Source organism: Nocardia sp. NPDC058519 (assembly GCF_042719755.1).
GTDB lineage: Bacteria > Actinomycetota > Actinomycetes > Mycobacteriales > Mycobacteriaceae > Nocardia.
In genome coordinates this window covers 44,198-69,479 of sequence record NZ_JBHXNK010000002.1, presented here as the reverse complement: position 1 = coordinate 69,479, position 25,282 = coordinate 44,198, and the positions used below count along the sequence as shown (strand labels likewise).

25 protein-coding genes and 1 pseudogene are annotated in these 25,282 nt (G+C 68.4%); 14 read left to right on the top strand and 12 right to left on the bottom strand.

What is annotated here, in order from left to right:
* Positions 1 to 47: 47 nt before the first annotated feature.
* The gene (locus tag ACFWPK_RS02705; RefSeq protein WP_378912813.1) at positions 48 to 920 is read right to left on the bottom strand and encodes a YdcF family protein; all 873 of its coding nucleotides are present in this window, start codon (positions 918 to 920) and stop codon (positions 48 to 50) included.
* A 170-nt stretch (positions 921 to 1,090) separates the two neighbouring features.
* On the opposite strand from ACFWPK_RS02705, the gene ACFWPK_RS02700 reads away from it, so the two are divergent.
* Positions 1,091 to 1,942 carry a bifunctional 5,10-methylenetetrahydrofolate dehydrogenase/5,10-methenyltetrahydrofolate cyclohydrolase gene (locus tag ACFWPK_RS02700; RefSeq protein WP_378912812.1) on the top strand — a complete coding sequence of 284 codons (852 nt, stop codon included), beginning with the start codon at positions 1,091 to 1,093 and terminating at the stop codon, positions 1,940 to 1,942.
* A 59-nt stretch (positions 1,943 to 2,001) separates the two neighbouring features.
* On the opposite strand, the gene ACFWPK_RS02695 is transcribed toward ACFWPK_RS02700, so the two are convergent.
* The 3 genes and pseudogenes from ACFWPK_RS02695 to ACFWPK_RS02685 all read right to left on the bottom strand — a co-directional run bounded on the left by ACFWPK_RS02695 (position 2,002) and on the right by ACFWPK_RS02685 (position 4,590).
* Positions 2,002 to 3,390: a hypothetical protein gene (locus ACFWPK_RS02695; protein ID WP_378912811.1), complete on the bottom strand. Its 1,389-nt coding sequence runs from the start codon at positions 3,388 to 3,390 to the stop codon at positions 2,002 to 2,004.
* A 111-nt stretch (positions 3,391 to 3,501) separates the two neighbouring features.
* A pseudogene (locus ACFWPK_RS02690) lies at positions 3,502 to 3,873 on the bottom strand (L,D-transpeptidase); the annotation flags it as partial.
* Between the two features lie 276 nt (positions 3,874 to 4,149).
* Positions 4,150 to 4,590 (bottom strand): winged helix-turn-helix transcriptional regulator, encoded by a 441-nt coding sequence (locus ACFWPK_RS02685; RefSeq protein ID WP_378912810.1) that lies wholly within the window; start codon positions 4,588 to 4,590, stop codon positions 4,150 to 4,152.
* A gap of 75 nt (positions 4,591 to 4,665) precedes the next feature.
* On the opposite strand from ACFWPK_RS02685, the gene ACFWPK_RS02680 reads away from it, so the two are divergent.
* On the top strand, positions 4,666 to 5,550 hold the full coding sequence (locus tag ACFWPK_RS02680; protein ID WP_378912809.1) for an NADP-dependent oxidoreductase: 885 nt from the start codon (positions 4,666 to 4,668) through the stop codon (positions 5,548 to 5,550).
* 1 nt (position 5,551) lies between these two features.
* On the opposite strand, the gene ACFWPK_RS02675 is transcribed toward ACFWPK_RS02680, so the two are convergent.
* Positions 5,552 to 6,211 carry a cyclodeaminase/cyclohydrolase family protein gene (locus tag ACFWPK_RS02675; RefSeq protein ID WP_378912808.1) on the bottom strand — a complete coding sequence of 220 codons (660 nt, stop codon included), beginning with the start codon at positions 6,209 to 6,211 and terminating at the stop codon, positions 5,552 to 5,554.
* A gap of 150 nt (positions 6,212 to 6,361) precedes the next feature.
* On the opposite strand from ACFWPK_RS02675, the gene ACFWPK_RS02670 reads away from it, so the two are divergent.
* A complete protein-coding gene (locus ACFWPK_RS02670) occupies positions 6,362 to 7,399 on the top strand; it encodes an LLM class F420-dependent oxidoreductase (protein WP_378912807.1) in 1,038 nt (345 codons plus the stop codon).
* A gap of 67 nt (positions 7,400 to 7,466) precedes the next feature.
* On the opposite strand, the gene ACFWPK_RS02665 is transcribed toward ACFWPK_RS02670, so the two are convergent.
* Complete coding sequence (locus ACFWPK_RS02665) at positions 7,467 to 7,802, bottom strand: STAS domain-containing protein (protein ID WP_101468711.1); 336 nt, start codon at positions 7,800 to 7,802, stop codon at positions 7,467 to 7,469.
* Positions 7,803 to 8,013: 211 nt separating this feature from the next.
* On the opposite strand from ACFWPK_RS02665, the gene ACFWPK_RS02660 reads away from it, so the two are divergent.
* From ACFWPK_RS02660 to ACFWPK_RS02645, 4 genes are all read left to right on the top strand, one after another.
* Positions 8,014 to 8,538, top strand: a complete 525-nt coding sequence (locus ACFWPK_RS02660) for a pyridoxamine 5'-phosphate oxidase family protein (protein WP_378912806.1) — start codon at positions 8,014 to 8,016, stop codon at positions 8,536 to 8,538.
* A 123-nt stretch (positions 8,539 to 8,661) separates the two neighbouring features.
* The gene (locus tag ACFWPK_RS02655; protein WP_378912805.1) at positions 8,662 to 9,141 is read left to right on the top strand and encodes a cation:proton antiporter regulatory subunit; all 480 of its coding nucleotides are present in this window, start codon (positions 8,662 to 8,664) and stop codon (positions 9,139 to 9,141) included.
* Positions 9,142 to 9,202: 61 nt separating this feature from the next.
* The gene (locus ACFWPK_RS02650) at positions 9,203 to 9,685 is read left to right on the top strand and encodes a cation:proton antiporter regulatory subunit (RefSeq protein WP_378912804.1); all 483 of its coding nucleotides are present in this window, start codon (positions 9,203 to 9,205) and stop codon (positions 9,683 to 9,685) included.
* 10 nt (positions 9,686 to 9,695) lie between these two features.
* Complete coding sequence (locus ACFWPK_RS02645; RefSeq protein WP_378913139.1) at positions 9,696 to 10,889, top strand: cation:proton antiporter; 1,194 nt, start codon at positions 9,696 to 9,698, stop codon at positions 10,887 to 10,889.
* Positions 10,890 to 10,940: 51 nt separating this feature from the next.
* On the opposite strand, the gene ACFWPK_RS02640 is transcribed toward ACFWPK_RS02645, so the two are convergent.
* On the bottom strand, positions 10,941 to 11,594 hold the full coding sequence (locus ACFWPK_RS02640) for a response regulator transcription factor (RefSeq protein ID WP_301901138.1): 654 nt from the start codon (positions 11,592 to 11,594) through the stop codon (positions 10,941 to 10,943).
* Positions 11,591 to 12,607 (bottom strand): HAMP domain-containing sensor histidine kinase, encoded by a 1,017-nt coding sequence (locus tag ACFWPK_RS02635; protein WP_378912803.1) that lies wholly within the window; start codon positions 12,605 to 12,607, stop codon positions 11,591 to 11,593. Before ACFWPK_RS02635 ends, ACFWPK_RS02640 begins: the two co-directional genes overlap by 4 nt.
* A 176-nt stretch (positions 12,608 to 12,783) precedes the next feature.
* On the opposite strand from ACFWPK_RS02635, the gene ACFWPK_RS02630 reads away from it, so the two are divergent.
* Genes ACFWPK_RS02630 through ACFWPK_RS02620 form a run of 3 tightly spaced genes read left to right on the top strand, consistent with a single transcriptional unit; the run spans position 12,784 to position 14,845 of the window.
* Positions 12,784 to 13,059: a hypothetical protein gene (locus ACFWPK_RS02630; protein ID WP_378912802.1), complete on the top strand. Its 276-nt coding sequence runs from the start codon at positions 12,784 to 12,786 to the stop codon at positions 13,057 to 13,059.
* Positions 13,060 to 13,088: 29 nt separating this feature from the next.
* Positions 13,089 to 13,547 carry a CBS domain-containing protein gene (locus ACFWPK_RS02625; protein ID WP_378912801.1) on the top strand — a complete coding sequence of 153 codons (459 nt, stop codon included), beginning with the start codon at positions 13,089 to 13,091 and terminating at the stop codon, positions 13,545 to 13,547.
* A 14-nt stretch (positions 13,548 to 13,561) separates the two neighbouring features.
* Entirely contained in the window at positions 13,562 to 14,845 is a 1,284-nt protein-coding gene (locus ACFWPK_RS02620) for an ArsB/NhaD family transporter (RefSeq protein ID WP_378912800.1), read from the top strand.
* 15 nt (positions 14,846 to 14,860) lie between these two features.
* Here ACFWPK_RS02620 and hutG read toward each other — a convergent pair whose 3' ends face one another.
* Positions 14,861 to 15,778, bottom strand: coding sequence for a formimidoylglutamase (hutG, locus tag ACFWPK_RS02615; RefSeq protein ID WP_378912799.1), 918 nt, complete (start codon positions 15,776 to 15,778; stop codon positions 14,861 to 14,863).
* The gene (gene hutI / locus ACFWPK_RS02610; RefSeq protein ID WP_378912798.1) at positions 15,775 to 16,965 is read right to left on the bottom strand and encodes an imidazolonepropionase; all 1,191 of its coding nucleotides are present in this window, start codon (positions 16,963 to 16,965) and stop codon (positions 15,775 to 15,777) included. Before hutI ends, hutG begins: the two co-directional genes overlap by 4 nt.
* Positions 16,966 to 17,140: 175 nt before the next feature.
* Between hutI and hutH the strand changes: the two genes are divergently transcribed.
* Positions 17,141 to 18,700: a histidine ammonia-lyase gene (gene hutH, locus ACFWPK_RS02605; protein WP_378912797.1), complete on the top strand. Its 1,560-nt coding sequence runs from the start codon at positions 17,141 to 17,143 to the stop codon at positions 18,698 to 18,700.
* Between the two features lie 84 nt (positions 18,701 to 18,784).
* Here the strand turns inward: hutH and helR are convergent, their stop codons facing one another.
* Positions 18,785 to 20,977: an RNA polymerase recycling motor ATPase HelR gene (gene helR, locus ACFWPK_RS02600; RefSeq protein WP_378912796.1), complete on the bottom strand. Its 2,193-nt coding sequence runs from the start codon at positions 20,975 to 20,977 to the stop codon at positions 18,785 to 18,787.
* A 141-nt stretch (positions 20,978 to 21,118) separates the two neighbouring features.
* Entirely contained in the window at positions 21,119 to 22,795 is a 1,677-nt protein-coding gene (hutU, locus tag ACFWPK_RS02595) for a urocanate hydratase (protein ID WP_378912795.1), read from the bottom strand.
* Between the two features lie 82 nt (positions 22,796 to 22,877).
* Between hutU and hutC the strand changes: the two genes are divergently transcribed.
* The 3 genes from hutC to ACFWPK_RS02580 all read left to right on the top strand — a co-directional run bounded on the left by hutC (position 22,878) and on the right by ACFWPK_RS02580 (position 25,031).
* Positions 22,878 to 23,636, top strand: coding sequence for a histidine utilization repressor (gene hutC, locus ACFWPK_RS02590; RefSeq protein ID WP_378912794.1), 759 nt, complete (start codon positions 22,878 to 22,880; stop codon positions 23,634 to 23,636).
* Positions 23,637 to 24,101: 465 nt separating this feature from the next.
* The gene (locus ACFWPK_RS02585) at positions 24,102 to 24,428 is read left to right on the top strand and encodes a hypothetical protein (protein ID WP_378912793.1); all 327 of its coding nucleotides are present in this window, start codon (positions 24,102 to 24,104) and stop codon (positions 24,426 to 24,428) included.
* A gap of 9 nt (positions 24,429 to 24,437) precedes the next feature.
* Positions 24,438 to 25,031: a hypothetical protein gene (locus ACFWPK_RS02580; RefSeq protein ID WP_378912792.1), complete on the top strand. Its 594-nt coding sequence runs from the start codon at positions 24,438 to 24,440 to the stop codon at positions 25,029 to 25,031.
* The last annotated feature ends 251 nt before the right edge of the window (positions 25,032 to 25,282 follow it).

The following is a 25,282-nucleotide window of genomic DNA, read 5'->3' as shown; positions in this document are numbered from 1 at the left end:
CGGGGCAAGCGAATTATCACCGCGGGCAGTGGCCGGGAGGCAACGACTCAGCGTGAAGTGTCGAGTTCGAAGGTGCGGGTCGCGTCGAGGTAGATCCCGCGCTGGGCCTGGCGCGCGGGCGGGGGCAACTGGGAAACCAGCTGCTCGAGCGAGGTCATCGCCCCGACCACATGCGTGCCCGCCACGATGAAGTCGGCGACCGCGCGCCGAATGTGATTCGGGGAGGTCACCACCACCGCGCTGGTCGCACCGAGATCGCGCAGCAGCCGGGTGCTGAACAGTGCGTTCTGCACCGTCGACCCGGCCCGATCCTCCACATGGATCCGATCACCCGGCAGCCCGCGCGCGACCAGCCAGCGCCGCATGGCCTCGGCCTCGGAGATGCCGTTCTGCGGATTGCCGCCGGTCACGATCACCGGTGAGAACGGCGCGGCGACCGCCTGCAACCACGCCGCGGTGAGCCGGTTCTCCAGCTCCGGTCGCAGCGCGCCGTCGGGCAACAGGCCGTAGCCGAGGACCACGATGCCGGTCTGCGGACCGACCAGTGCGGGCAGCGGATTGGGCAGGGTGGCGGCGGCCGCGGTGACCGCGTGCAGCACATGGTTGGTGCCCGCCGCCATGCCCGCGTCGATCCCGCCGAGCCGGGCCAGCGCGTCACCGACGGCGGCGGTGTCGCCCGCGTAGTGCGACCAGATCGCCTGTAGCGCGAGTGCCTCGGCGTCGTGCGGATCGGCGGCGATGAGCGCGCGTAGGTCGGCTCGCCCCGCGGCATCGTCACCGTCGGTGAAATGCCGCTGCGCCGAGTTGTACAGCGCGGCCACGTCCGCCTCCGCGGCGGCGGGGCCGACCGCGGTGCCCGTCAGTGCGGCAGCGGTGACGACAGCGGCGGCCACCTGTTTCCAATGCCTCGAGATCTTCACGACAGTCGCAACCCTTCCCGCGAACGGTTCGGTACGTGCTGGCATAGCTGATGACAGAGCAGGCAACACCCTACGACCGGAGATCACGGCCGCGGCGGACCTCGACCAGCTTGCGCGCGTCGCGGCCCGGCGGAAGGCCGTGCGCCCGGCGGCGGATAAGGTGACTCACCGTGGATACCGCTTCGCTGACCGGCAAGGAACTCGCCGCCGCCATCAACGCCGACTCGAAGGAGCGCGCGGCCGCGCTCACCGCCGCGGGCACCGCGCCGACGCTGGCGCTGATCGTCGCCAACGACGACCCGGCGAGCGCCTGGTACGTGAACTCGCTGCGCAAAGCCGCCGAACGGCTCGGAATCGCCTGCGAGCGCATCGATCTCGGTGCCGACGCGAGCGCCGAAACGATCCGCGCCGAACTGAGCGCGCGCAGCGCCGACCCGGCCACCGACGCGATCATGCTGCAGACCCCGCTGCCCGCCGGCGTGAACCTCGACGACGTGAGTTCCGCGATCGCCGCGACCAAGGACGTCGACGGCGTCAGCCCGCTGTCGCTCGGCCTGCTCGCCTCCGGCCTCGACGGTTTCGTCCCCGCGACCTCCGAGGCCGTTGTCGAGTTGCTGAAGCATCACGGCATCGCGCTGCAGGGCCGCCTCGTCACCGTGGTCGGCCGCTCCAATATCGTCGGCAAGCCCCTGGCCCAGCTGCTGCTCGCCGAGAACGCCACCGTCACCGTCGCGCACTCACGCACCGCGGACCTGGCCGCGGTCACCACCCCCGCCGATATCGTGGTCGCCGCGGCGGGCCGGATCGGCCTGGTCACCGGCAAGCACATCGGCGACGGCGCCGTGGTGATCGACGTGGGCACCAACGAAGCCGAAGACGGCGGCATCGTGGGCGATGTCGACGCGGCATCGGTCATCGGCAAGGCGGCGGCGCTGAGCCCCGTCCCCGGCGGTGTCGGCCCGGTGACCACCGCGCTGCTCATGCGCCACGTGGTGGTCGCGGCCGAGAACGCCCGCGCCTGAACGCCTTTCGTGATCGAGCTGTGCGATCGCGCAGCTGCTGATCGGCCCCTCGTTCGGGTCTAGCGCGGTGCCGCCCCGAACGAGGTGATCAGCGTCTTCTTGCCGACCACGGCGGTCTCCACCAGCTGCGGTGTGTAGGTGCTCGGCGCCGAATCCGGCCGGAACGCGGTGATCTTGACGAGGTACTGATCGGCGAAGGCACCCGGGGTGATCTCCACACAGTGCGTGGTTCCCACCGGAGTGGAGTCGATTCCGGCCTGGATGGCGGCCGCCGAGGGTGCCACAGCACCGGCGGCCACGAGGGTCCGCGCCTGATCGCCTGATCGCGCGACGTAATAGGCGTGCTGGAAGGCCAGGATCGCCGCGATGCCGGACTCGGTGCCGCCGGAGCCGTTGCCCCGCACCATGGCGCCGATCTGCTCGGTGGGGCACTCGACCGTCACCGGGCTCGCCGAGCTCGGCACGAGCGGAGTGCTCGCCGCCGTGGATGCCGGTGCGGGCCCACGCAGTTGGACGTAGGTGCCGCCGAGCAGGACGGCACCGGCCACCGAGGCGACCAGCGGTGCGACCCATCGGGGCACGCGCCGTCGCTTGGAGCGGTCGATCATTCGCGCGAAGACTTCGTCATCACCGTTGTAGTCGGGTGCGGGACGCGAGGGCTCGCTGTCCGCGCCAGGGGAGTCGGCTGTCTCGGTTGCCGAAAAGGCGTCCGCGTCGCGGTAATCGGGCGCGAGGCGCGGTGGGAACGTGTCCGCGCCGCCGTGGTTCGCCGCAGGGCGTGGTGGAAAGGTGTCCGCGCCGCCGTACGTCGCCGCAGGGCGTGGCGGGAAAGTGTCCGCACCGTCGTAGGTCGCCGCAGGGCGAGGCGGGAAGGTGTCCGCACCGTCGTAGGTCGCTGCGGGGCGTGGCGGGAAGGTGTCCGCACCGCCGTAGGTTGCCGCGGGGCGTGGCGGGAAGGTATCCGCACCGCGGTCCTCGGGTGCGCGATGCGAATGCCGGGACACCGCAGTGTCATTGCCTCGCGTGGGCCAATCGAGAGCCGCCCACGTGGGGGCAGGGGAGGTGATGATCGGGATCTCGTCGGTGTCGGGCCCGTTGTCGTCGATCGAGAACGCGGTGTCCGGAATGCTGTGGCGCGCACCGGGATCGTATTTTCCGCCGATCACGGGCAGCCGATCGGTGACGGTGGCGTCGGCCGGAACGACCCTGCCGTACTCGGTGTCCTGTAGTCCGGCGGCCGGAACGACCGGAATGCCTGCCGGTGTCGTCGGTCCACCTTCGATGCGATGGCGCGCACCGCTGACCGGCTGCTCGCTCAGCCGACGAGGCCGCGGCGCGCTGAGGTCGCGGGACCGCCGAATCGGGGTGACAGCCGCGAGCGGAGCACCGGCCGATCCCGGGTCCTGCTGTCGAGCCCCGATCGGTCTGTGCGCTTCCGGTCGATCCATCGCCCCACCTTCATCAGGCTCGTCGCCGTCAGGGTATGTCCCGCAACGATTTCGTTACGGGCACGATACTGCCCTGACGGCGCGTTCGCCGAATGCCACGAGGGAAAATGTTTACCAGTGGATATAGACCTGATCGCCGATGCCGACATTCTCGAAGTACCAGGCGGCGTCGGCGGGGGCGAGGTTGATGCAGCCGTGGCTCACGTTGGCGTTGCCCTGCGAGTCCACCGACCAGGGTGCCGAGTGCACCATCACGCCACCCCAGGTGAGCCGCACCGCGTATTCACCGTCGATGATGTAGCCCTCCGGATCGTCGAGCGGGATGCCGATGGTCCGCGAGTCGAACACCACCGACCGGTCCTTCTCCAGAACGCTGAAGGTACCGGTGGGCGTCTCGAAACCGGGCTTGCCCATCGACGCGGGCATCACCCGTACGACCTGTCCGCCCTGGCTCACGGTGAAGGTGTGTGTGGACAGGTTCGCCTCTGCGTATGTGCCACCGCCGTATTGGGTGCGCTGGCCTCCGATCAAGTCCGCGGACGCGGCTCCCGACCAGGATGCGGCCAGTATTGCCGCCATGATCGCGACGAACAGGAAACGAACTGCGTTCCTCATAAACGCCACCCCTTCACTCACTCGTAGGCGGAATCCAAGTCTAGGCCGCCATGATCAACTCGACCTATCGAAGTGGTAACGGCCAACGGGTGTACCGGTGTGTCGTCTTGCGTCAGTGCAGGTCGGGACCTCGAAAAAATGTTCTCACTTCGAGATCGGTGCTGCTGATCGCCCCGGTTGCGGCAGTGGGGCCGGTTCGGCGGTTCGCAGGGCATCGAATTCGGCTCTGGCGGCGGTGATCTCCTCGTGATGTTCGACCACCCAGGCGCCCATCGCCTGGCTGATCCGCCCCAGATCCGCCCCGAGCGCGGTGATGCTGTACTCCACGCGGGGCGGCATCGTGGGGAACACCTCGCGCCGGACCAGGCCGTCACGTTCCAGATCGCGCAGCGTGCGGGTGAGCACCTTCTGGGTGATGCCGTCCAGGCGCCTGCGCAATTCGTTGAAACGCACCGGTCCGCCCGCCTCGCGCAGGCTGCCCAGGACCAGCAGCACCCATTTGTCGGCGAGTACCGACAGTAGTTGCCGCGCGGGGCAGTCACGCAGGAACGCCTCGACCGAACTCTGCTCACCGACAGTATCCATGAGGTACCACGTTATCCGAAAGGTGCCTACTACCATGGGGGCACTGCTCGGCGCAGACTCGACGGTATGTGGCAGATGGTGCAGAGATCTTTCGGCGGACCGGACGTATTCGAGCGCGCACAGGTGCCTCGGCCGGCACCGGGTCCGGGGGAGGTGCTGGTGCGGGTGGTGGCGACCAGCGTCAACGCCGCGGATTGGAAGGTGCGCAGCGGCCTGATCCGGCAGCTGGGTGAGCCACCGCTCGTGCTCGGGCTCGATGTGTCCGGCGTAATCGCGGCGGTGGGTGCCGGTGCGCCGCGGTTCGCGCCGGGAGAAGCGGTGTACGGCATGGTGTTCGGTGGCGCCAACGCGGAATACGTGGTGGCGCAGGAGAATCGGCTCGCCCGCGTCCCCGCCTCGATAGACCCGGTGCACGCGGCCGCGCTTCCGGTGGCCGGACTCACCGCCTGGCAGGCTGTGGCCTCGGTGCGGCCGGGCGAGCGGGTCCTCGTGCACGCGGCGGCCGGTGGCGTCGGGCATCTGGCGGTGCAGATCGCCGCGCGGCGAGGCGCAGCGATCGCCGCCACCGCGCGGACCGGCAACCATGCCTATCTGCGCGGACTCGGCGTCACCGAACCGATCGATTACCGGACCACCGATTTCACCACCGCGGTGCGCGAGGTCGACCTGGTGGTGGATCTGATCGGCGGCGACTACACGGATCGGTCATTGACCGTGCTGAGCGCCACCGGCCGGGTGGTGGCCGCCGAAGGCCCGGCGACACATCCGGATTCGCGAGTGCACCGGCTCTACGTCGCACCGGCGACGGCCGCGCTCGACGAGCTCGCGGCGGCGGTCGACCACGGCGAGCTGACCGTCGACATCGCCGAGATCCTGCCGATCACCGAACTCGCCGCCGCGCATCGGCGCAGCGAATCCGGCCGGGTCCGCGGCAAGATCGTGCTCACCGCGAGCGGCTGACTCAGCCGCGCACGGCGTGCAGCACGTCGCCGTGCAGGGCGTCGGCGCGCGCGGCGATGGTGTCGACGCGCAGCAGGGCGGCGGCGAACGGGTCACCGAGATCGGCGGGCAGGGAGCCCACATTGATCTCGATATTGAGCTGCGAGCTCATCGCCGCGGCGCGGGCGGCGTCGGCGGCGGCACCGATATCGGTGACCACGTTCGGATTGCCGATCGGCAGCAGTTCGGCGGCCAGCGAGAGGATTTCGTCGGCCTCGTCGACCACAGCGGCGGGCACGCGGGCGGCTTCGACCAGCGCCTCGTTGATCGCCGCGGTGCGGGCGGCGATCTCGGCGTCGGTGTCCTTCGGCAGCTTGTAGGCGGCACCGACGGCGGTGAACGCGGCCGCGTCGGCATCGGCGAGGGCGAGGGACCTGGCCAGCGCGGCATCGGCGGCCACGATGATCTGGTCGATCACCGGCCGGTTCTCCGCGTCCTTGGCGCGGGTGGTGTAGCGCGCCACCATCGCCACCAGCGCGGCGGCCTGCGCGGCGTGCAGCGCGGCCACGGCCCCGCCACCGGGGGCGGGTACCTTCGCGGCCAGCTCTGACAGATAGTGCTCCAAGGTCACCGAACCGAAGGAGGGGGCGATCTGCTGCGGCGACACGGTGGGCTGCGACACGACGGGGTGGCCTTTCGATGCGGCGAGAATTGCGTGGAATCTTTGCCTCAACGCTACCGCGTGCCCGCTCACGCACCCCGCGCGACCAGCACCTGCGCCGACAGACCGACCGGTCGGGGTGCGCGTGGTGTCCGGGGCTATGTTGAGTGCATGCGGATCGGATTGAGCATCAACTACACGGACGGTTTCAAGGAGACGGCGGCCGAGGTCGCCGACCTGGAACGCGCCGGCCTCGACATCGTCTTCGTGCCGGAGGCGTACTCGTTCGACGCGGTGAGCGCGCTGGGCTTCCTGGCCGCCCGCACCGAGCGGGTCCAGCTGGCCTCGGGCATCCTGCAGCTCTACACCCGGACCCCCAGCCTCACCGCGATGACCGCGGCCGGCCTGGACTACGTCTCCGACGGCCGGTTCATCCTCGGCATCGGCGCCTCCGGTCCGCAGGTCATCGAGGGCTTCCACGGCGTGCCCTACGACGCTCCGATCGGGCGCACCCGCGAGCTCCTGGAGATCTGCCGCAAGGTGTGGCGTCGCGAGAAGCTCAACTACCAGGGCAAGTACTACCAGATCCCGCTGCCCGCCGACCGCGGCACCGGCCTGGGCAAAGAGCTCAAGCTGATCAATCACCCGGTGCGCGAAGACATTCCGGTGCTGCTGGCCGCGCTCGGTCCGAAGAACGTGGAGCTGGCCGCCGAGGTCGCCAACGGCTGGCAGCCGATCTTCTTCCTGCCGGAGCGGGCCAAGGATGTGTGGGGCGACGCGCTCGCCGCGGGCAAGGCCAAGCGCGACCCGGCGCTGGGCGAGCTCGACATCTTCGCCGGTCCCGCGCTGGCGATCGGTGAGAACGTGACCCCGCTGCTCGAGTTCGTGAAGCCGCACCTGGCCCTCTACATCGGCGGCATGGGCGCCAAGGGCAAGAACTTCTATCACACCCTCGCCACCAAGTACGGCTACGGCGAGGCCGCCGACCGCATCCAGGAGCTGTACCTGGCCGGTGACAAGCAGGCCGCCACCCAGGCGGTGCCCGACGAGCTGGTGCGCGATGTGTCGCTGATCGGCCCGGAGAGCTTCGTGAAGGAGCGCATCGCCGCGATGGCCGAGGCGGGCGTCACCACGCTCAACGTCACGCCGATCGCCGAGAACGCCGCCGGTCGCGTGAAGCTGATCGAGCAGTTGCGCACCCTCTGCTGACACCCACCGACGACAAACGCGCCGCCGTCCGGAGAGAAGTCTCCGGTCGGCGGCGCGTTTCGCTGTGTCAGGACGTGAACGACGCCAAGGCGGCGTCCAGGGTGGTGTGCATGGCGAACACCTGGTCCAGGCTCGTCATCTTCAGCTGACGGCTGGTGGCGGGCCCGTCGGCCACGACGGCGATCGAGGTGGTCTCGCCTGCCCGCTGATGCGCGGCGACCAGCGTCGCCATGCCCGCCGACGCCAGGAACCCGACCGCGGTCAGGTCGATCACCAGCGCCGCCGGTTTCTCGGCCAGGATGGCCTCGATGGTGGCATCGAGCGCGGGTGCGGTCGCCAGGTCGACCTCGCCGGTCACCGTCAGCACCGTGACGCCGTCGTGTACCGCCGTCGTGGTGGTCATCGTGTCCGTGAGTGGATACGCGTCTCCGGAAGAGTTGGTCACTGTTCAACAACACCCGACTTCGCCCGAATACGCAAGCCACAGCGGGTAGCGCCGCGCGATCGCCATGGTCGGCGCCGGTCGCGCGGATATACTCGACCGCGAGTGTGAGCCACCGTTGACCTTCTCGGCCAGCGCCTTTACCGGCAGATCTGCGATCAGAGGGAGCACGATGTTGCCCGAACCCGTCGAGGCCACCGATCTCAATATCTACGGTGCCGACCAGTTGCCGTGGAGCCGTGCGCGCAGTGCCATCGAGACCGGTCTCGCGGCGCTCGAGACCGCCCAGTTCCTCGGGACCGCGAGTCCGGACGGTCGACCACATTCGGCCGGGATCGGCGCGGCCCAGGTCGGCGAGTACTTCTATTTCACCAGCGGCCCCGCCGCCCGCAAGACCACCTACCTCGCAGGCAATCCGGCGTGCACGCTGTCGTTGCGCTTCCCCGACGACGTCGACCTCGTCTTCGAGGGTGTCGCCACCCGCACGATCGATCACGGCGAGCTCGATCGGGTCACCGCCGCCTACCGTGACACCGGCTGGCCCGCCGAACGCGACGGCGAGGCCGTCACCGCCGCGTTCAGTGCCCAGAGCGCGGGCCCCGCACCCTGGTACCTGTTCCGATTCGTTCCGCACATCGCGGTCGGCGTCGCGCTCACCGATCCGCACGGCGCCACCCGCTGGCGATTCGCGCGGTAGCGGCGCGCGAAGTTCTCGGTTCCCGACGCCGCCGAGGCCGGACAGGCGAACGCGGCGAGCTTCGACGCACGGGTGCGCAGGGTAGGGGGTGGTGTTATTCCTATCTGGTCGTACTGTGAGGGCGTGAACATCGATGTGACGCCTTTACCGGGAATCGGCGTGTGCAAGGACTTTCCGCTGGCGGAGGCGCGTCGCCGGATCGGCGTGATCGAGCATCGCGACGGCTCGGTCGACCTGGTCGTCTCGCGCGCCGGTGATTACGACTCGACTACCTCGATTCCCTTGTCGGACAACGAGATCGGCGTGCTGGCCGGATTACTCGGTGCGCCGCAGGTGGTGCAGAAGACGCGCGAGACCCACAGTGCGGGCGAGCTGTCGACCAGGCAGTTCGCGATCGACCGTGGCAGTCCCTTCGACGGTCGCCCGTTGCGCGACACCGAGATGCGCACCCGCACCAAGGCCTCGGTCGTCGCGGTGGTGCGCGCGGGCGAGGTAACCCCGTCGCCGGGAACCGATTTCACCTTCATCCCCGGCGATCTGGTCGTCGTGGTCGGCACCGACGAGGGTCTCGACGCGGCGGGGCGGCTGCTCGGCGCCGGTTGATGAATCCATGCCGATAGTAAAGGGCAGGTAAGGTATCCCCTAGCTGAGGTTAGGTGATCCCATGAATGTAGAAGTCACATCCCTGCCGGGAATCGGTGTCCGCAAAGAGTTTTCGCTCTCGAAGGTGGACCGCCGTATCGGCATCGTCGACCACCGCGACGGTGGTACCGACCTGATTTTCACCAAGGTCGGCGATCCTGATTCGACCGTCCAGATTCCACTGTCCGCTGTCGAGGCCCGCACGTTGGCGAGCCTGCTCGGCGCACCGCAGTTGGTCGCGCAACTGCGTGAAGAACATCGCGAACTCGACGGAGTGAGCACGCGATCTATGCCGGTGCCGCCCAATTCGCCGTACGCGTCGCGGCGGTTGGGCGATACCGAGATGCGGACCAAGACCCGCGCCTCGATCGTCGCGGTCCTGCGCGCGGGGCAGGTCCTGGCATCGCCGGGACCGGAGTTCGTGTTCGCCAGCGGCGATATGGTCGTCGTGGTCGGCACGAATGCCGGGCTCGACGCCGCCGCTTCGATCTTGACCGACGGCTGAGCCGGTGCAGATCAGTGGAACCGCGCTGGCTTTGATCCAGCTGGGGGCTGTTTTCTTCGGGTTGGGTGTGCTCGGGCGGATCGCGGCCCGCATCGGCCTCTCACCGATCCCGCTCTACCTGCTCGGTGGTTTGGTCTTCGGTACCGGCGGGCTGATCGAGCTGCACGAGGTGGAGGACTTCATCCACATCGCCAGCGAGATCGGCGTCGTACTGCTGCTGTTGCTGCTCGGATTGGAATACACCGCCGGTGAACTGGTCACCGGCATGCGTAAATCGTGGCCTGCCGGCCTGCTCGACCTGGTGCTCAACGCGACGCCGGGGGTGATCGTGGCGCTGATGCTCGGCCTCGGGCCGACCGGGGCGATCGCGATGGCCGGTGTCACCTACATCTCCTCCTCCGGCATCGTCGCCAAGGTGCTCAACGACCTGGGTCGGCTGGGTAACCGGGAGACACCGACGATCCTGTCGATCCTGGTGTTCGAGGATCTGGCGATGGCGGTGTATCTGCCGGTGCTCACCGCGGTGCTGGCCGGTGTCGGGTTCGTGGCCGGGATGACCACCGTGGGTATCGCGCTGGTCGCGGTGACCCTGGTGCTCGTCGTCGCGCTGCGCTACGGCAAATACGTCTCGGCGATCGTGGCCAGTGAGGATCGCGAGATCTTCCTGCTCAAGCTGCTCGGTTCGGCGCTGCTGGTGGCGGGCATCGCCTCGGCGGTGCAGGTGTCGGCGGCGGTCGGCGCGTTCCTGCTCGGTATCGCGATCTCGGATTCGACCGCGCACGATGCCACCAAGATCCTCGAACCGCTGCGCGATCTGTTCGCGGCGATGTTCTTCGTGCTGTTCGGTTTGAGCACCGATCCGACGACCATCCCACCGGTGCTCGGCTGGGCGGTGCTGCTGGCGGTGGTCACGACGGTCACCAAGATCGCCACCGGGTGGTGGGCGGCCAAACGCGCGGGCGCCTCGCAACTGGGCCGGGCTCGCGCGGGTACCGCCCTGGTCGCGCGCGGTGAATTCTCGATCGTCATCGCGGGCCTCGCGGTGGCCGCGGGTGCGGTACCCGACGAATTCGCGGCGCTGGCGACCACCTACGTGCTCCTGATGGCCATCATCGGCCCGATCGGTGCCCGCATCGTGGAACCGGTCATGCGCCTGGTGGCCGGTCGCAAGCAGCGTGTGGAGGTCGACCCGCTCGCCGAATGACCCCCTTGTCGAGGCCCCCGCGATCGCTCGGTCCGGGGGCCTTCGACGTTCTCACGGCTCGATCAATCCGGCGCGAATGGCGTACCTGGTCAGGTCGAGCCGGTCGCGCAGGCCCAGTTTCTGCAGGATATTGGCGCGATGCCGGTCGACGGTCTTGGCGCTGATCACCAGCTCGGCGGCGATCTCCCTGGCCGAATAGCCCTCGGCGATCAGCTTGAGAACTTCTTCCTCGCGCGGGGTGAGTATCGTTTCCGGGAGCGCGGAGCCCTGCCGGGCCAGTTGCAGGTAGTCGCGCACGAGCGCGGTGACGGCACCGGGGTAGAGGAACGATTCACCGCGCATCGTCGCCCGGCACGCCTCGATGAGGTCGCGATCGGCCACCGACTTCAGCACGTAGCCGGAGGCGCCGGCCTTCAGCGACTCGAAGAAGTACTGCTCGTTGTCGTACATCGACAGCATCAGGATGCGCACCGGATGGTTGTTCCTGGTGATCTCGCGGGCGGCCTGGATGCCGGTCATCCGCGGCATCGCGATGTCGAGGATCACCAGGTCGATGCTGTCGTCGGCGAGGGCGGTGACCGCGTCGAGCCCGTTGGCGGCCTCGGCGACCACGAGCAGGTCCGGTTCGTTGTCCAGGATCATCCGCAGCCCGCTGCGCACCAGCGCGTGGTCGTCGGCCAGCAGAATCCGGGTCGGCGCGCTCATGCCGGAACTCCTTCGCGCGCGGTGACCGGGACGATCAGCTCGACCGCGGTGCCGCCCGACTCCGGGGAGGAGATGGTCAGCGTCGCGTCGATCAGCATGGCGCGCTCGCGCATCCCGCGGATTCCCGCCCCGTCCTCGACCACGCCGCCGCGACCGTTGTCGGTCACCCGCAGCATCACGGTGTCGGCTCGGGGCGTGATCAGCAAGGTGACCTCGTCGGCGTCGGCGTGCCGCAATACGTTCGTCAGGCTCTCCTGGGCGACCCGATAGCAGACGAGTTCGATGTCGGGGTCGAGGCGGCTGATCGCCGGGTCGACCTCGCGGCGCACGGAAATGCCTGCCGAGCGGGTGAATTCGTGGCACAGCGCGTTGATCGCGCTGTGCAGGCCGAGGTCCTCGAGCACATCGGGCCGCAGCCGTGCGGCGATCCCGCGGACCTCGTCGAGACAGCCACGCACTGTCTCCTGCGCGGCCTCGACCTCCTCGCGCAGTCCGGTGGGCGCCCGATCGACGACCCGTTTGAGCCGCAACAGCGCCACCGTCAGACTCTGGCCGATCTCGTCGTGCAGTTCGCGGGCGATGCGACGCCGCTCGCCCTCCTGCGCGGCCAGCGCGGTACCACCGGCCACCGAACGTTCGGCTTCGAGCCGGTCGAGCATCGCGTTGAAGGTCTCGATCAGCTGGTGGAAATCCCCGCTCGCGCCGTGATCGAGGCGGACCGCGCGCCGGGGCGGATCGACGCGGCGCATGGAGGAGACCAGCTCGTCGAGCGGTGCCAGCGAGGTGCGAAGGGCCACGGCGTTCGCGGTGAGGATCACCGCGAGTCCGATCACCAGCACCGGCACCTCGGTCAGGCGCAGCCGGGCCGACACCGTGGCCGGGGAGAAGGCCAAGATCAACGTGCCGAGGGTGAAGATCACACCGTTGAGCAAGCAGATCCGCCAGAACAACGCCGTCACCGGCGTTCGGATTCGCCGCGAGCGTCCTGCTCGCAGCGCTGCGAGACGGTTCATGACACCAGCATGCTGGCGCCCTTGTGTTCTGTCCATGGTGCCTGGCACCCATCCCGCACCCGTTGACCGGCCCCGACCGGTCCACGAAATGGGTGTCACGGCCGATAGTGCCCGCCACCTGCGCGAACCAGACTCGGATCAGACGCTTTCGACGATCCGAGGAAGGACCGCCGGCCATGGATATCGACCGGACGACGATCCCGGGAGCAGGTGTGCTGCACAGCTTCCACACTCGCCGCGGCATCCGATTCGCCCTGCTCACGGAACCGACGGGCGCGCGACGCCTGCTCGCCTACGCCGGTGGCAGCGACGAACCCACGGTCGACATCGAACTGGAGCCCGACGAGGCCGACCAGGTCGCTGAGCTGATGCATTCGCGGCCCTTCGTCGACCGCCTCGCTCGCCTCGAACAGCGCCTTGACCTGCTGACCGGACGGAAGGCCCACCCGTGAGCACAGTCGAATCCCCCCGGAGCCATGCCATGCGTGCACGCGATATCGCGATGAACCTGCCGACCGTCCGCACCAGCGACCCCGTCGCCCGCGCGGTCCGGTTGATGGTGGTCAACCGGTTGCCCGGTCTGATCGTCGTCGACGAGATGGACCGGCCGGTGGCGGTCCTGCCGGGAACCCAGGTGCTGCGCCTGGCGATTCCCGCCTCCTATCACGACGATCCCGCGCTGGTCCGCACGATCGACGAGGTGCACGCGGACCTGTTCTGGCAGGAACCCGGCAGTCTCACCGTCGGCGACTGTCTGCCCGACGGCGCGAGCAAGCCGGTCACCGTCACCCCCGACGCGACGCTGCTGGAGATCGCGATCCTGATGGCGCGCAAGCACAGTCCGCTCATCGCCGTGGTCGACCGCTCGCGCACCCTGCGCGGCGCGATCACCCTGGAACGGTTGCTGACCAGCCTCGCTGTCGTCGGCCCCGGCGACTGAACGCCACGCCGCGCATGGCCGCAGCTCTTGCCGTCATCATCTTCGTGATCGCCTTCTTCTTCATCGCCACGGAGAAAGCCGACAAGGTCAAAACCGTACTGATCGCGGCAGGGGCCATGGCTCTGCTCGGCCTGATTCCCGGCGACGAAGTCTTCTATTCCGCCCACGAGGGCATCGACTGGAATGTCATCTTCCTGCTGCTCGGGATGATGATCATCGTCGGTGTCATCAAGCAGACCGGGTTGTTCGACTACCTGGCGATCTGGTCGGCCAAGCGGTCTCGGGGCAATCCCTATCGCCTGATGGTGATGCTCATGCTGATCACCGCGATCGCCTCACCGTTCCTCGACAACGTCACCATCATCATGCTGGTGGCACCGGTGACATTGGTGGTGTGCCGCAGGCTCGGCCTCGCCGCGCAACCGTTCATCATCGCCGAGGTCCTCGCGTCCAATATCGGTGGTGCCGCCACGCTGATCGGCGACCCGCCCAACATCATCATCGCCAGCCGGGCCGGGCTGAGCTTCAACGACTTCCTCGTGCACATGGCGCCGATCGTGGTGATCACCTTCGTGCTGTTCGTCGCGCTGACCCGGGTGTTGTTCCGCTCGGCGCTGCGCACCGATCCCACCTCGGTCGACGCGGTGATGTCGCTGCAGGAACGCCGCGCGATCCGCGATCCGAAACTGCTGGTGCGCTCGATGTTCGTGCTCACCGGTGTGGTCATCGGCTTCTGCCTGCACAGTGTGCTGCATGTCGCGCCGTCGGTGATCGCGCTGGTCGGCGCGGGCATCATGGTGCTGGTCTCCGGCCTCGACATCGGCGACATCCTGCAGGAGGTGGAGTGGCCGACGCTGGTGTTCTTCATGGGCTTGTTCGTGATGGTCGCCGGCCTGGTCCACACCGGGGTGATCGCCACGATCGGTGACGCCGCGATCGGGTGGGTCGGCGACGACTACTTCCTGGCCGCGACCGCATTGGTCTTCGGTTCGGCGATCCTGGGCGCGTTCGTCGACAACATCCCCTACACCGCGACCATGGCGCCGGTGGTCGAGGACATCGTCGCGGGCGCACCGGATCCGGCTACCGGGCAATCACTGTGGTGGGCCTTCGCGTTGGGCGCCGACTTCGGTGGGAACGGCACGGCGGTGGCGGCCAGCGCCAATGTGGTCGCCCTCGGGATCGCCGCCCGTGCGGGGCAGCGGATCACCTTCTGGCAGTTCACGAAGTACGGCATGCTCGTCACGCTGCTCAGTAGTTTCATCGCCTGGATCTATGTCTGGATCCGGTACTTCTGAGTCCCGCAACGGGTCTCACTCGACGTGCCGGGTGACGATGCGGTGGATGAGGCGGGCGGCGGTGCGGGCGGTGCGGTTGTCGACGTCGAGGCGGGGGTTGAGTTCGGCGACGTCGACAACCGCGAGTTTGCCGCCGGCGGTGACACGGTCGCAGACGGACTGGATCGTGGACAGCGGAACACCGTATGCCGCAGGGGCACTCACGCCGGGAGCGACAGCCGCGGGGAGGACATCGAGGTCGATGGTGAGATACAGCAGGTCGATCCCGTCCAGGAAATCGTCGACGAAGCCGGCGACCCGGGTCGGCTCGCAGTCGTCGTCGAGCAGGTAGCGCACACCGAATCTGTTCGCGGTGTCGAACAGGATCCTGGTGTTGCTGGGCTGGCTGATCCCGATCACCGCGTACCGGACGTCCTCGTCGGTCTCGAGGATCTGCCGGAACGGGGTACCGGAGCTGGGCGCGGGATCGGGGCGCAGGTCGAAATGCGCGTCGAGATTGAGGATTCCGACGATGCTGCCCGGAGCGCGGCGGGCCGAACCGGCCAGCCCGAGGTAGGTGCCGTAGGCGACCTCGTGACCGCCGCCGAGGATGACCGGGAACGCGCCGTCGTCCAGCAGCGCGGACACGGTCTCGCCCAGTCGGCGCTGACCATCCTCCAATCGGTCGTCGGTGACGGCGATCGTGCCCGCGTCGAAGGCTCGCAGTTCCGTGGCGAGTGCCATCGGTGACAGCGCGCGCCGCAGCGCGTCCGGCCCCTGCGCTGCGCCGAGGCGGCCCTTGTTCCGGCGCACCCCTTCCTCGCAGGCGAAACCGACGAACACGCACGCCCCGGGATCCGCACCCGGTTCGTAGGGCGTGACGGCCTGATGCCAGCGCAGATGCTCGGGTGTCGTGCCGTCCACACGACCGGTCCAGGCTGAGTCGGAAGTCACTGTGCCGCCCCTCGATTCGAAACAACGAGCACACCCTCACGCCACACCTGACCGACCAGGGGAACGCCGGGGCGGTAGGCGAGATGCAGATGCGATGGGGCGTCCAGTGCGATGGCATCGGCCCGGAAACCGGGGGAGAGGGCACCGATATCGCTGCGCCGCAACGCCTTCGCGCCACCCGCCGTGGCCGACCAGACCGCTTCATCGGGGGTCATGTGCATCTCCCGCACGGCCAACGCGATACAGAACGGCAAGCTCGTCGTGTAGCTGGTGCCCGGATTGCAGTCCGCGCCGAGCGCGACGGTGACCCCCGCGTCCAGCAGCGCTCTGGCATCGGGATAGCTGTTGCGCGTACAGAAGTCGGCGCCGGGTAGCAGCGTGGCCACCGTGTCGCTGTCGGCGAGTGCGGCGATATCGGCACGGTTCACCTGCGACACATGATCCACCGACGCGGCACCGAGCTCGACAGCCAGCCGCACTCCCGGTCCCTGATGCAGCTGATTGCCGTGTACCCGCGGCACCAGCCCGTGCGCGATCCCCGCGGTCAGCACGGCATGCGCCTGATCGCGGTCGAAAGCGCCCTGCTCACAGAACACGTCGATCCACCGGGCGTAGGGCGCGCAGCGCGGAATCATCTCCTCGCACACCATCGTCACGTATTCGTCGGCACGCCCGGCGTATTCGGGTGGCGGCACGTGCGCGGCGAGCAGTGTCACCTCGTCGGTGAACCGTGCCGCGATCTGCACGCTGCGCAGTTCGTCCGCGACGGTTTGCCCGTAGCCGCTCTTGCATTCGACCGTGGTGCTGCCCGCCCGCAACGACTCGTCCAGCAGCCCGCGCACCGTCGCCGCGAGCTGCTCGTCGGTGGCGGCCCTTGTCGCCTCGATGGTGGTGCGGATGCCACCCGCCGAGTAGGGCAGCCCCGCCATCCTGGCCGCGAACTCCTCGGCGCGATCGCCCGCGAAAACCAGGTGCGCATGCGATTCGACGAATCCCGGCAGCACCGCGCGCCCGGCGAGATCGAAGCCGGTGTCGGCGGCGGGTGCGCCTGCGCTGTCACCTACCCACACCACCCGGCCTTCGTCGATGACGAGCGCGGCCTCGCGCCGGATCCCCAGCGGGCCGTCGCCCAGCTCCGGGTCATTGGTGACGAGAGTGCCGATATCGCTCAGCACGGTGGTGGGCACGGGGACGCCTCCTGGCTGCGAATGTCGAGCATGGCGGTGCGCGGGGTAGATCATGTGTCGGTGGACGTGCGCCAAGTCACGTACGATAGGTATAGACCTGTATAGACAAGAACGTCAAGGGTGGCGCTCGGTCGCGGTTCGTCGATATGGCTGTCGCAGTGAATGGAGAAGCATCGTGAGCATCGACTCGGATCGGTCCGGACCTGTCGTCGTCGGCACAGGTCCGGTATCGGGGCCGGATGTGGTGCGGGTGGCCCGGGGTGGTGCCGAGGTGGTGGTGTCGGACGAGGCTTTTGCCGCCATCGGGGCGAGTCGGGCGCGGATCGAGGCGCTGGCCGCGAACCCCGAGCCGGTGTACGGCGTGTCTACCGGGTTCGGCGCGCTCGCCGTCCGTCATATTCCACAGGAGTCGCGTAAGCAATTGCAGCGCAGTCTGATCCGCTCGCATGCGGCCGGTTCCGGTGCCGAGGTGGAGCGGGAGGTGGTGCGCGCGTTGATGTTGCTGCGCCTGTCGACGCTGGCCACCGGCCGGACCGGTGTGCGCCCGGTCGTCGCACGCACGTACGCCGAGCTGCTGTCGGCGGGAATCACCCCGGTGGTCTACGAATACGGCAGTCTCGGCTGTTCCGGCGATCTCGCGCCGCTGGCGCATGTCGGGCTGGCCGTGATCGGTGAGGGCACCGTGCGGGATGCGAACGGTGCCCTGGGGCCTGCCGCCGCGACCATGGCCGACGCCGGGATCGCCCCCGTCGAGCTCGAGGAGAAGGAAGGCCTCGCGCTGATCAACGGCACCGACGGCATGCTCGGCATGCTGGTGCTGGCCTGCCACGACCTGCGTGGACTGCTGCGCCTGGCCGATGTGACCGCGTCGATGAGCGTGGAGGGTCTGCTCGGCACCGACAAGGTCTTCGCCGCTGACCTGCAGGCGCTGCGCCCGCAACCGGGCCAGGCGATCGCGGCCGCCAATATGGTTCGCCTGCTGGCTGATTCGTCGATCGTCGCCAGCCACGCCACCCCGGACTGCGCTGTCGTTCAAGACGCCTACTCGTTGCGCTGCGCACCCCAGGTGGCCGGCGCCGCCCGTGACACCCTCGACCACGCCGAACGCGTCGCGGGCTACGAATTGGCGAGCGCGGTGGACAATCCCGTCGTCACCCTCGACGGTCGCGTCGAATCCAACGGCAACTTCCACGGCGCCCCTGTCGCCTATGTCCTGGACTTCCTCGCCATCGTGATCGCCGACGTCGCCTCGATCAGCGAACGCCGCACCGACCGCTTCCTCGACAAGGCCCGTAACCACGGCCTGCCCCCGTTCCTGACCGACGACCCCGGTGTCGACAGCGGCCACATGATCGCCCAGTACACCCAGGCCGCGATCGTCTCCGACCTCAAACGCCTGGCCACCCCGGCCTCGGTCGACTCGATCCCGTCCTCGGCCATGCAGGAGGACCATGTCTCGATGGGCTGGTCCGCCGCCCGCAAACTCCGCCGCGCCCTCGACGGCCTCACCCGGGTCCTCGCCATCGAAGCCCTCACCGCGGCCCGCGGCCTCGACCTCCGCGCCCCGCTCGCCCCGGCACCCGCCACCGCGGCCGTGCTCGCGGCGCTGCGAACCGAGGTGCCGGGCCCCGGCCCGGATCGCTATCTCGCCCCCGAAATCGACGCTGCGGTGCGGCTGGCCGGCTCCGGCGCGCTGCTGGCCGCCGCCGAGGCCGTGACCGGTCCGCTCGGCTGACCGCCGGAGCGTGCTGACCCCGTGCGGGCGACTGCGCATCGCGCCGATCGCCGTGCGGCGACCGGCAGCGCGGACGTGAGATTGCTACGCGTGCAGCTGTTCTGCCGGCTGGACCTCGGTGAGTCCGCGCAGCGACTCCGGCAACGGGCTCTGATACAGGACGCCGAGGCGTTGGGTGGCGCGGGTCAGCGCGACGTAGAGTTCGGCGGCGCCGCGGGGTCCGTCGGCGAGAATGCGCTGCGGATCCACGACGAGCACCGCGTCGAACTCGAGGCCTTTGGTCTCCGACGCGGGCACCGTACCCGGCACACCCGGCGGACCGATCACAATGCTCGTCCCCTCGCGGCCCGCCTCGTCCCGGACGAATTCCTCGATCGCAGCGGGCAGTTCGTCGGCGGTGAGCCGACGGGACCAGGGCGCGACACCACAGGAGCGGACCGAATCCGGCGGCCGCACGTCGGGCGCGAACTCGGCCAGCACGTCGGCGGCCACGGCCATGATCTCCGCGGGGGTGCGGTAGTTCACCGTCAGGGAACGGTAGATCCACCGGCCGGGGACGTAGGCCTCCATCATCGAGCCCCATGAGGTCGCGCCCGCCGCTGACCGGCGCTGCGCGAGATCGCCCACGATCGTGAAGGATCGGCTCGGGCAGCGCCGCATCAGCACCCGCCAGTCCATCTCCGACAGTTCTTGGGCCTCGTCGACCACGACGTGCCCGTAGGTCCAATCACGGTCCGCCGCAGCACGTTCGGCGAGTTCGCGAGTGTCGCGTTCGAGGAAGCGTTCGGCCAGGTCTTCGCCGTAGAGCATGTCCTGGGCCAGCAGATGGTCTTCGTCGTCCATCAGGTCCTCGCGGCTGATCAGGGTGTCGAGCACACCCGCCGCGTACTCGGCCTCGGCTTTGCGTTCTCGCTCGGCGGTGTCGTCGGCGGCCTTGTCGCGGCCGAGCAGGTCGACCAGTTCGTCGAGCAGCGGTACGTCCGACACCGTCCACGCGCCACCGTCGGCCCGCCACAGCGCCTCGTCCGCACCCGCCGCCCGTAGCCGGCCGTGTGACGAATACAGCTGGGACAGCACGGTTTCCGGTTGCAGAACGGGCCAGCACTGATCGAGCGCCGCGGTGAACTCGGGCGTGTCGGCGAGCTCGCGGAGCAGGTCGGCCCGCAGTTGTTCCCATGCCTCGGTGTCGTCACGAGTCAGCCAGCCCTCACCGATGCGCGCGATCGCGCGCTCGGTGAGGACATAGGTGATGATCTCGGAGAACACCGCGCGCGCCTCGTTGTGTGGGCGACCGCTCTCCCGCGCTTCCTGCCTGGCCCACTCCGCGGTCGCGGCGTCGATCCGCACCGTCACATCGGTCAGCGCGATCGTCAACGGCGCCTCGGGCAGGCGCTGTCGATCCGCGATCGTCGCTGCCAGCACATCCAGGATCCGCAGTGAGCCCTTGAGCCGGGCTGCCTCGGGGGCGTCTTCCGCGGTCGCGTGCAGCCCGGGGACGAGATCGGCGGTGGTGGCGAACACGACATTGGTCTCACCGAGTGAGGGCAGCACGTGGGCGATGTGATTCAGGAAGGCCGGGTTGGGGCCGACCACCAGCACGCCCTGCCGCTCCATCCGCCTGCGCTGGGTGTAGAGCAGGTACGCCACACGGTGCAGCGCCACCACGGTCTTCCCGGTGCCTGGACCGCCCTCGATCACGGTCACGCCGGGGTGCTCCAAGCGGATGATCTCGTCCTGTTCGGCCTGGATCGTCGCGACGATATCGCGCATCCCGTCCCCGCGCGGCGCGTCGACGGCGGCGAGCAGCGCGGCATCGGCTCCGCCCTCGCTCCCGTCCGGACGGCCGAGCACCTCGTCGGTGAAATCCACCACCTGACGTCCCCGCGTATGGAACTGGCGCCGCCTGCGCATGCCCTCCGGGTTGGCCGCGGTGGCGACATAGAACGCGCGGGCCGCGGGCGCCCGCCAGTCCAGGAGCAGCTGTTCGAGGTCGTTCGACTCGTCGAACAGCCCGATCCGGCCGATATAGGACCGCTCGCCCGACGCCGCGTCGAGCCGACCGAAACACAATCCGTTGTCGGCCACATCGAGGCGCTGCACCTCTTTACCCAGCGCCCGCACCTCGTTGTCGCGCTCCATCGGGGAGTCGCCCTTGGCGCGCAGGGCCGCGGCGTAGCGGCCCTTCACCCGTGCCCGCTCGGCATCGAGCCGCGAGTACAACCCGGCGACATAGCTTCGCTCGGACCGGCGTTCCTCTTCGTACCCGTGCGCTGACATAGGCCCCTAACTGTACTTTTCCGGTGCGACCGGATGATTGTGCAGTACCCACGGGGCCTTGCCGCAAGTCCCCACATGCGCTATATATTGAAAGTGGAAAGAGCCCCGGCAATGCCGGGGCTCTCGTCATTTTCCGGCAGGTCAGCCTTCTTGCATCGGGATGCGTACCCCGCGCTCGCGAGCCACCTCGGCCGCGTGCTCGTAGCCCGCGTCGACGTGGCGCATCACGCCGGTGCCGGGGTCGTTGGTCAGCACGCGCGCCAGCTTCTGCGCGGCCAGGGCGGTGCCGTCGGCGATACACACCTGGCCCGCGTGGATCGAGCGGCCCATCCCGACCCCGCCACCGTGATGGATCGACACCCAGCTCGCGCCGGACGCCGTATTGAGCAGAGCGTTGAGCAGGGGCCAGTCGGCGACCGCGTCGGAACCGTCGGCCATCGCCTCGGTTTCGCGGTAGGGGGAGGCCACCGAGCCGGAGTCGAGGTGGTCGCGGCCGATCGCCAGGGGAGCGGACAGCTCGCCCGAGGCGACCATCTCGTTGAATCTCAGGCCCGCGCGGTGCCGTTCGCCGTAGCCGAGCCAGCAGATCCGGGCAGGCAGACCCTCGAACTTCACCTTCTCGCCCGCCATGGTGATCCAGCGGCGCAGATGTTCGTTGTCGGGGAACAGCTCCAGGATCGCGCGGTCGGTGGCGGCGATGTCGGCCGGGTCGCCCGAGAGCGCGGCCCAGCGGAACGGCCCTCGGCCCTCTTCGAAGAGCGGGCGGAGGTAGGCGGGAACGAAACCGGGAAACGCGAAAGCCCGGTCGTAGCCGCCCTTTCGGGCCTCGTCGCGAATCGAGTTCCCGTAGTCGAACACCTCGGCACCGGCGTCCATGAAACCGACCATCGCCTTCACGTGCTCGGCCATCGACGCCTGCGCCTCGGTGGTGAACCAGACCGGGTCCTTCTCGGCGAGGCTGTGCCAGTCTTCGAGTGCGACCCCGATCGGCAAGTAGGACAACGGATCATGCGCGGACGTCTGGTCGGTGACGATGTCGATCGGCGCGGCCATGGCCAGCAGTTCCGGAAACACCTGGGCCGCGTTGCCGACCAGGCCGATCGAGAGCGGCTTGCGCTCGTCCCGCGCGGCGACGGCCAGATCCAGTGCCTCCCGTAAGGTTTCGGCTTCGGTATCGAGGTAGCCGTGGGCGATCCGCCGTTGGATCCGCGCCGGATCGCAGTCCACGCACAGGGCGACACCGCCGTGCATCGTCACCGCGAGTGGTTGCGCACCGCCCATCCCGCCGACACCCGCCGTGAGCGTGATCGTGCCGGCGAGGGAACCACCGAAACGCTTGCGCGCCACCGCGCCGAAGGTCTCGTAGGTGCCCTGCAGAATGCCCTGGCTGCCGATATAGATCCACGACCCGGCCGTCATCTGCCCGTACATCATCAGCCCCAGTTGCTCGAGCCTGCGGAACTCCTCCCAGGTGGCCCAGTCGCCGACGAGATTGGAATTCGCCAGCAGCACCCGCGGCGCCCACTCGTTGGTACGGAACACCCCGACCGGCTTGCCCGACTGCACCAGCAAGGTCTCATCCGAGGCGAGGGTCCGCAGCGTTCGCACGATCGCGTCGAACGCCGCCCAGCTGCGCACCGCCCGCCCGGTCCCGCCGTAGACGACCAGGTCATCGGGACGTTCGGCGACCTCGGGATCGAGATTGTTCATCAGCATCCGCAGCGCACCCTCCTGCTGCCAACCGAGGGTGTGCAGCTCGGTGCCGCGCGGAGCGGACACGGGACGTGGGCCCGAGACAGGTGATGTCACGTCGTTCATGAGGCCAGTATAGTCCTGTATATACAAGTGACGTCGGCGTTCGGGCGCAACGTATTCTCTGGGCGAGGCGAGGAGATTTTCGGTGGTGGCGATCGAGGTAATCGATGCGGAGCTGGCCGCGCTGTACGGCGAGCTCGGCAGCGAATTCGCGGCGTACGAGCGGGTGAAGCAGCTGATCATGGCGCAGATCAAGGCGCGACGGTGGAACGCGGGGGAGCAGATCCCCTCGGAGAACCAGTTCGTCGCCGCCCTCGGCCTGTCCCGGATGACGATCAATCGCGCCCTGCGTGACCTGACCGCCGACGGTGCGCTCACCCGGGTGATGGGTGTCGGCACATTCGTCGCGGCGAGCAAGGCCACCTCACCGCTGTTCGAGGTCCGCAATATCGCCGACGAGATCACCGGCCGCGGACATCGTCATCGCACCGAGGTGGTGTTCGTGCGGTCGGAGGTGCCCGGCGACCAGGATCTCGCGAATGCGATGGGCGGCAAGGTATTCCACTCGCTGCTCGTGCACTTCGAGGACGGTGTGCCGATCCAGCTCGAGGATCGCTACGTCAACCCGGCGCAGGCCCCCGACTACCTCGCCCAGGACTTCACCGCCGTCACCCCGAACGTCTACCTCAGCGAGGTCGCCCCGCTGCTGCGCGGCGAGCATGTCGTCGAGGCGGTGCGGGCGGCTCGCGAGGAGTGCGCACTGCTCGGCATCGACGCCGACGAGCCGTGCCTGCTGATCCGGCGCCGCACCTGGTCCTCGGGTGGGCTGGTCAGCGTGGCACGGCTCGTGCATCCCGGTTCGCGAAATCGCTTGGAGGGCAGCTTCGGTAGCGAACCGAGCTGATTGCGCGCACGGTGACGGCCGATCGGCGCTTGGAGAATATGCCCGGTGACTCGAAATCGCCGTAGCCTCTGGGCAATTGCGCGATGGCAATTCGATCAGGGAGATGTTCGAACTGTTCTGTGCTCCGTTGCATTACCGGCTACTTATCGGCGGCACGGATCCCGCCCGAACGCCAGCCGTTCTCGAGATCGTTCTCGATGGCCCACGAACAGCTCTATGGGAACGGTGGAGCGGGTGTGATCGGCCCCTGAAATTGTTATCCGATCTGAATGAAATACGGCTGTAGCAAATTCATAGCTACCTAGAAAATGGTGCCTGAACTGGGTATACGTCGAATGGCTGGATCGGGTTCAGTTTCGGGTTATCACTGTTTCGTGACGAAGTACGCGCTATGCCGGATCGGGGCTGTACGTTTGGGACTCGAGAGTTTCGCTGGGTTCCATTCAGGTAACGGAGAGGGCGGAAATGGCTACAGTCACGCAGCCGTCGGGGCCGCGCACCATGATCTCCCGACATGATTTCTCCGCAGCGAAAACAGCGATGACGCCGTCGAGTCTGGTCACTCTCGGGTTGATCTTGCTGATCCCCGTGTTCATCACGGCGGGGCCGATCTTCGCGTTGGCGTTGATCGCGCGAAATAACGGTGTCGGCTGGTCCGGTGGGGTGGTTTTCGGGGCGATCGCGGCCGTCGTCGTCATGTCGGTGCTGGCCTCGGCGTGGGCATTCCGCCTGGCCTGGCGGCGCGGTTCCGCCGCCGCACGGCACCCGTTCGGTTCTTCTCTCGCGCGGTAGGAGGTCGACATGCAGACGCACCGACAAGCGGCGACGCCCCTCATCGAACCGCCCGTCATCGCTGCCGACGAATGCCGGCGACTGCGGATCGTTGCCCGGATCGAGGCGCCCCACCTGTGGGACTCCACCGCCGCCCGGCTGCTCGACTGCGCGCGCCGGCGCTGGCAGGGCAGGCCCGATATCGCCGATCACCCGGCGTTGCGCCGCTGGTCGCAGATCCAGGACTCCCAGCAGCGGCCCGAACAACCTTGCCTGCGCACACTTTTCGCTGCCTTCGCCTCGGGTTCGCTGGTCGGCGGCGACCCCTGCGCCGACCTGGCCGCCGCGGTCATGCTCCTGGCGAGCTGCCCTGCCGAGGCGGTCCAGCAGGCCGACCCGCTGAACAACCAGTACACGGTGCGCTTCTCGGTGTACGCCTACCGCGAAGACGACCTCCCGCTGGCCGAAGACCTGATCACCACCGCCATCCACGCCTGCGGCACCCTGCTGGCCCGCCGCTGCACGATCATGCACCCCCCGGCCCGTTCCACGGCTCCGCTCGTCGACCACCCGACGCCGGACGTGCTGGTCCTCGGCAACCTCGGCAGTACCGCCGCCCGCTGATCCGTTCCGGTCGCCGCTGGGCGTTCGGGGGTGTCCGATTCTAGGTGCGGTCGGCGGCGGACTGCTGCGTTTCGCGTCTTTTCACTTGGCGCTTCGGTGGCCCGGTGTCTTGCTAGCAAAACTAATTGTGCTGCAACACATTTCACTGTGTCGGCGATCGTGATATCGGATCGTCGCAGACCTTCGGGTCTGTTTCCGATCGCGCCTCGGCTCGCGAGAAGGCGCTCCGGATTGTATGGTTCTGACAGAGC

Coding starts and splice junctions, on each gene's coding strand:
- ACFWPK_RS02630 (WP_378912802.1), top strand. CDS start 12,784: ATGGATATCGACCGGACGACGATCCCGGGAGCAGGTGTGCTGCACAGC.
- ACFWPK_RS02665 (WP_101468711.1), bottom strand. CDS start 7,802: ATGACCACCACGACGGCGGTACACGACGGCGTCACGGTGCTGACGGTG.
- ACFWPK_RS02620 (WP_378912800.1), top strand. CDS start 13,562: ATGGCCGCAGCTCTTGCCGTCATCATCTTCGTGATCGCCTTCTTCTTC.
- ACFWPK_RS02640 (WP_301901138.1), bottom strand. CDS start 11,594: ATGAGCGCGCCGACCCGGATTCTGCTGGCCGACGACCACGCGCTGGTG.
- ACFWPK_RS02625 (WP_378912801.1), top strand. CDS start 13,089: ATGCGTGCACGCGATATCGCGATGAACCTGCCGACCGTCCGCACCAGC.
- ACFWPK_RS02650 (WP_378912804.1), top strand. CDS start 9,203: ATGAATGTAGAAGTCACATCCCTGCCGGGAATCGGTGTCCGCAAAGAG.
- helR (WP_378912796.1), bottom strand. CDS start 20,977: ATGTCAGCGCACGGGTACGAAGAGGAACGCCGGTCCGAGCGAAGCTAT.
- ACFWPK_RS02685 (WP_378912810.1), bottom strand. CDS start 4,590: ATGGATACTGTCGGTGAGCAGAGTTCGGTCGAGGCGTTCCTGCGTGAC.
- ACFWPK_RS02680 (WP_378912809.1), top strand. CDS start 4,666: ATGGTGCAGAGATCTTTCGGCGGACCGGACGTATTCGAGCGCGCACAG.
- ACFWPK_RS02585 (WP_378912793.1), top strand. CDS start 24,102: ATGGCTACAGTCACGCAGCCGTCGGGGCCGCGCACCATGATCTCCCGA.
- hutU (WP_378912795.1), bottom strand. CDS start 22,795: ATGAACGACGTGACATCACCTGTCTCGGGCCCACGTCCCGTGTCCGCT.
- ACFWPK_RS02670 (WP_378912807.1), top strand. CDS start 6,362: ATGCGGATCGGATTGAGCATCAACTACACGGACGGTTTCAAGGAGACG.
- ACFWPK_RS02660 (WP_378912806.1), top strand. CDS start 8,014: ATGTTGCCCGAACCCGTCGAGGCCACCGATCTCAATATCTACGGTGCC.
- ACFWPK_RS02635 (WP_378912803.1), bottom strand. CDS start 12,607: ATGAACCGTCTCGCAGCGCTGCGAGCAGGACGCTCGCGGCGAATCCGA.
- ACFWPK_RS02580 (WP_378912792.1), top strand. CDS start 24,438: ATGCAGACGCACCGACAAGCGGCGACGCCCCTCATCGAACCGCCCGTC.
- ACFWPK_RS02695 (WP_378912811.1), bottom strand. CDS start 3,390: ATGGATCGACCGGAAGCGCACAGACCGATCGGGGCTCGACAGCAGGAC.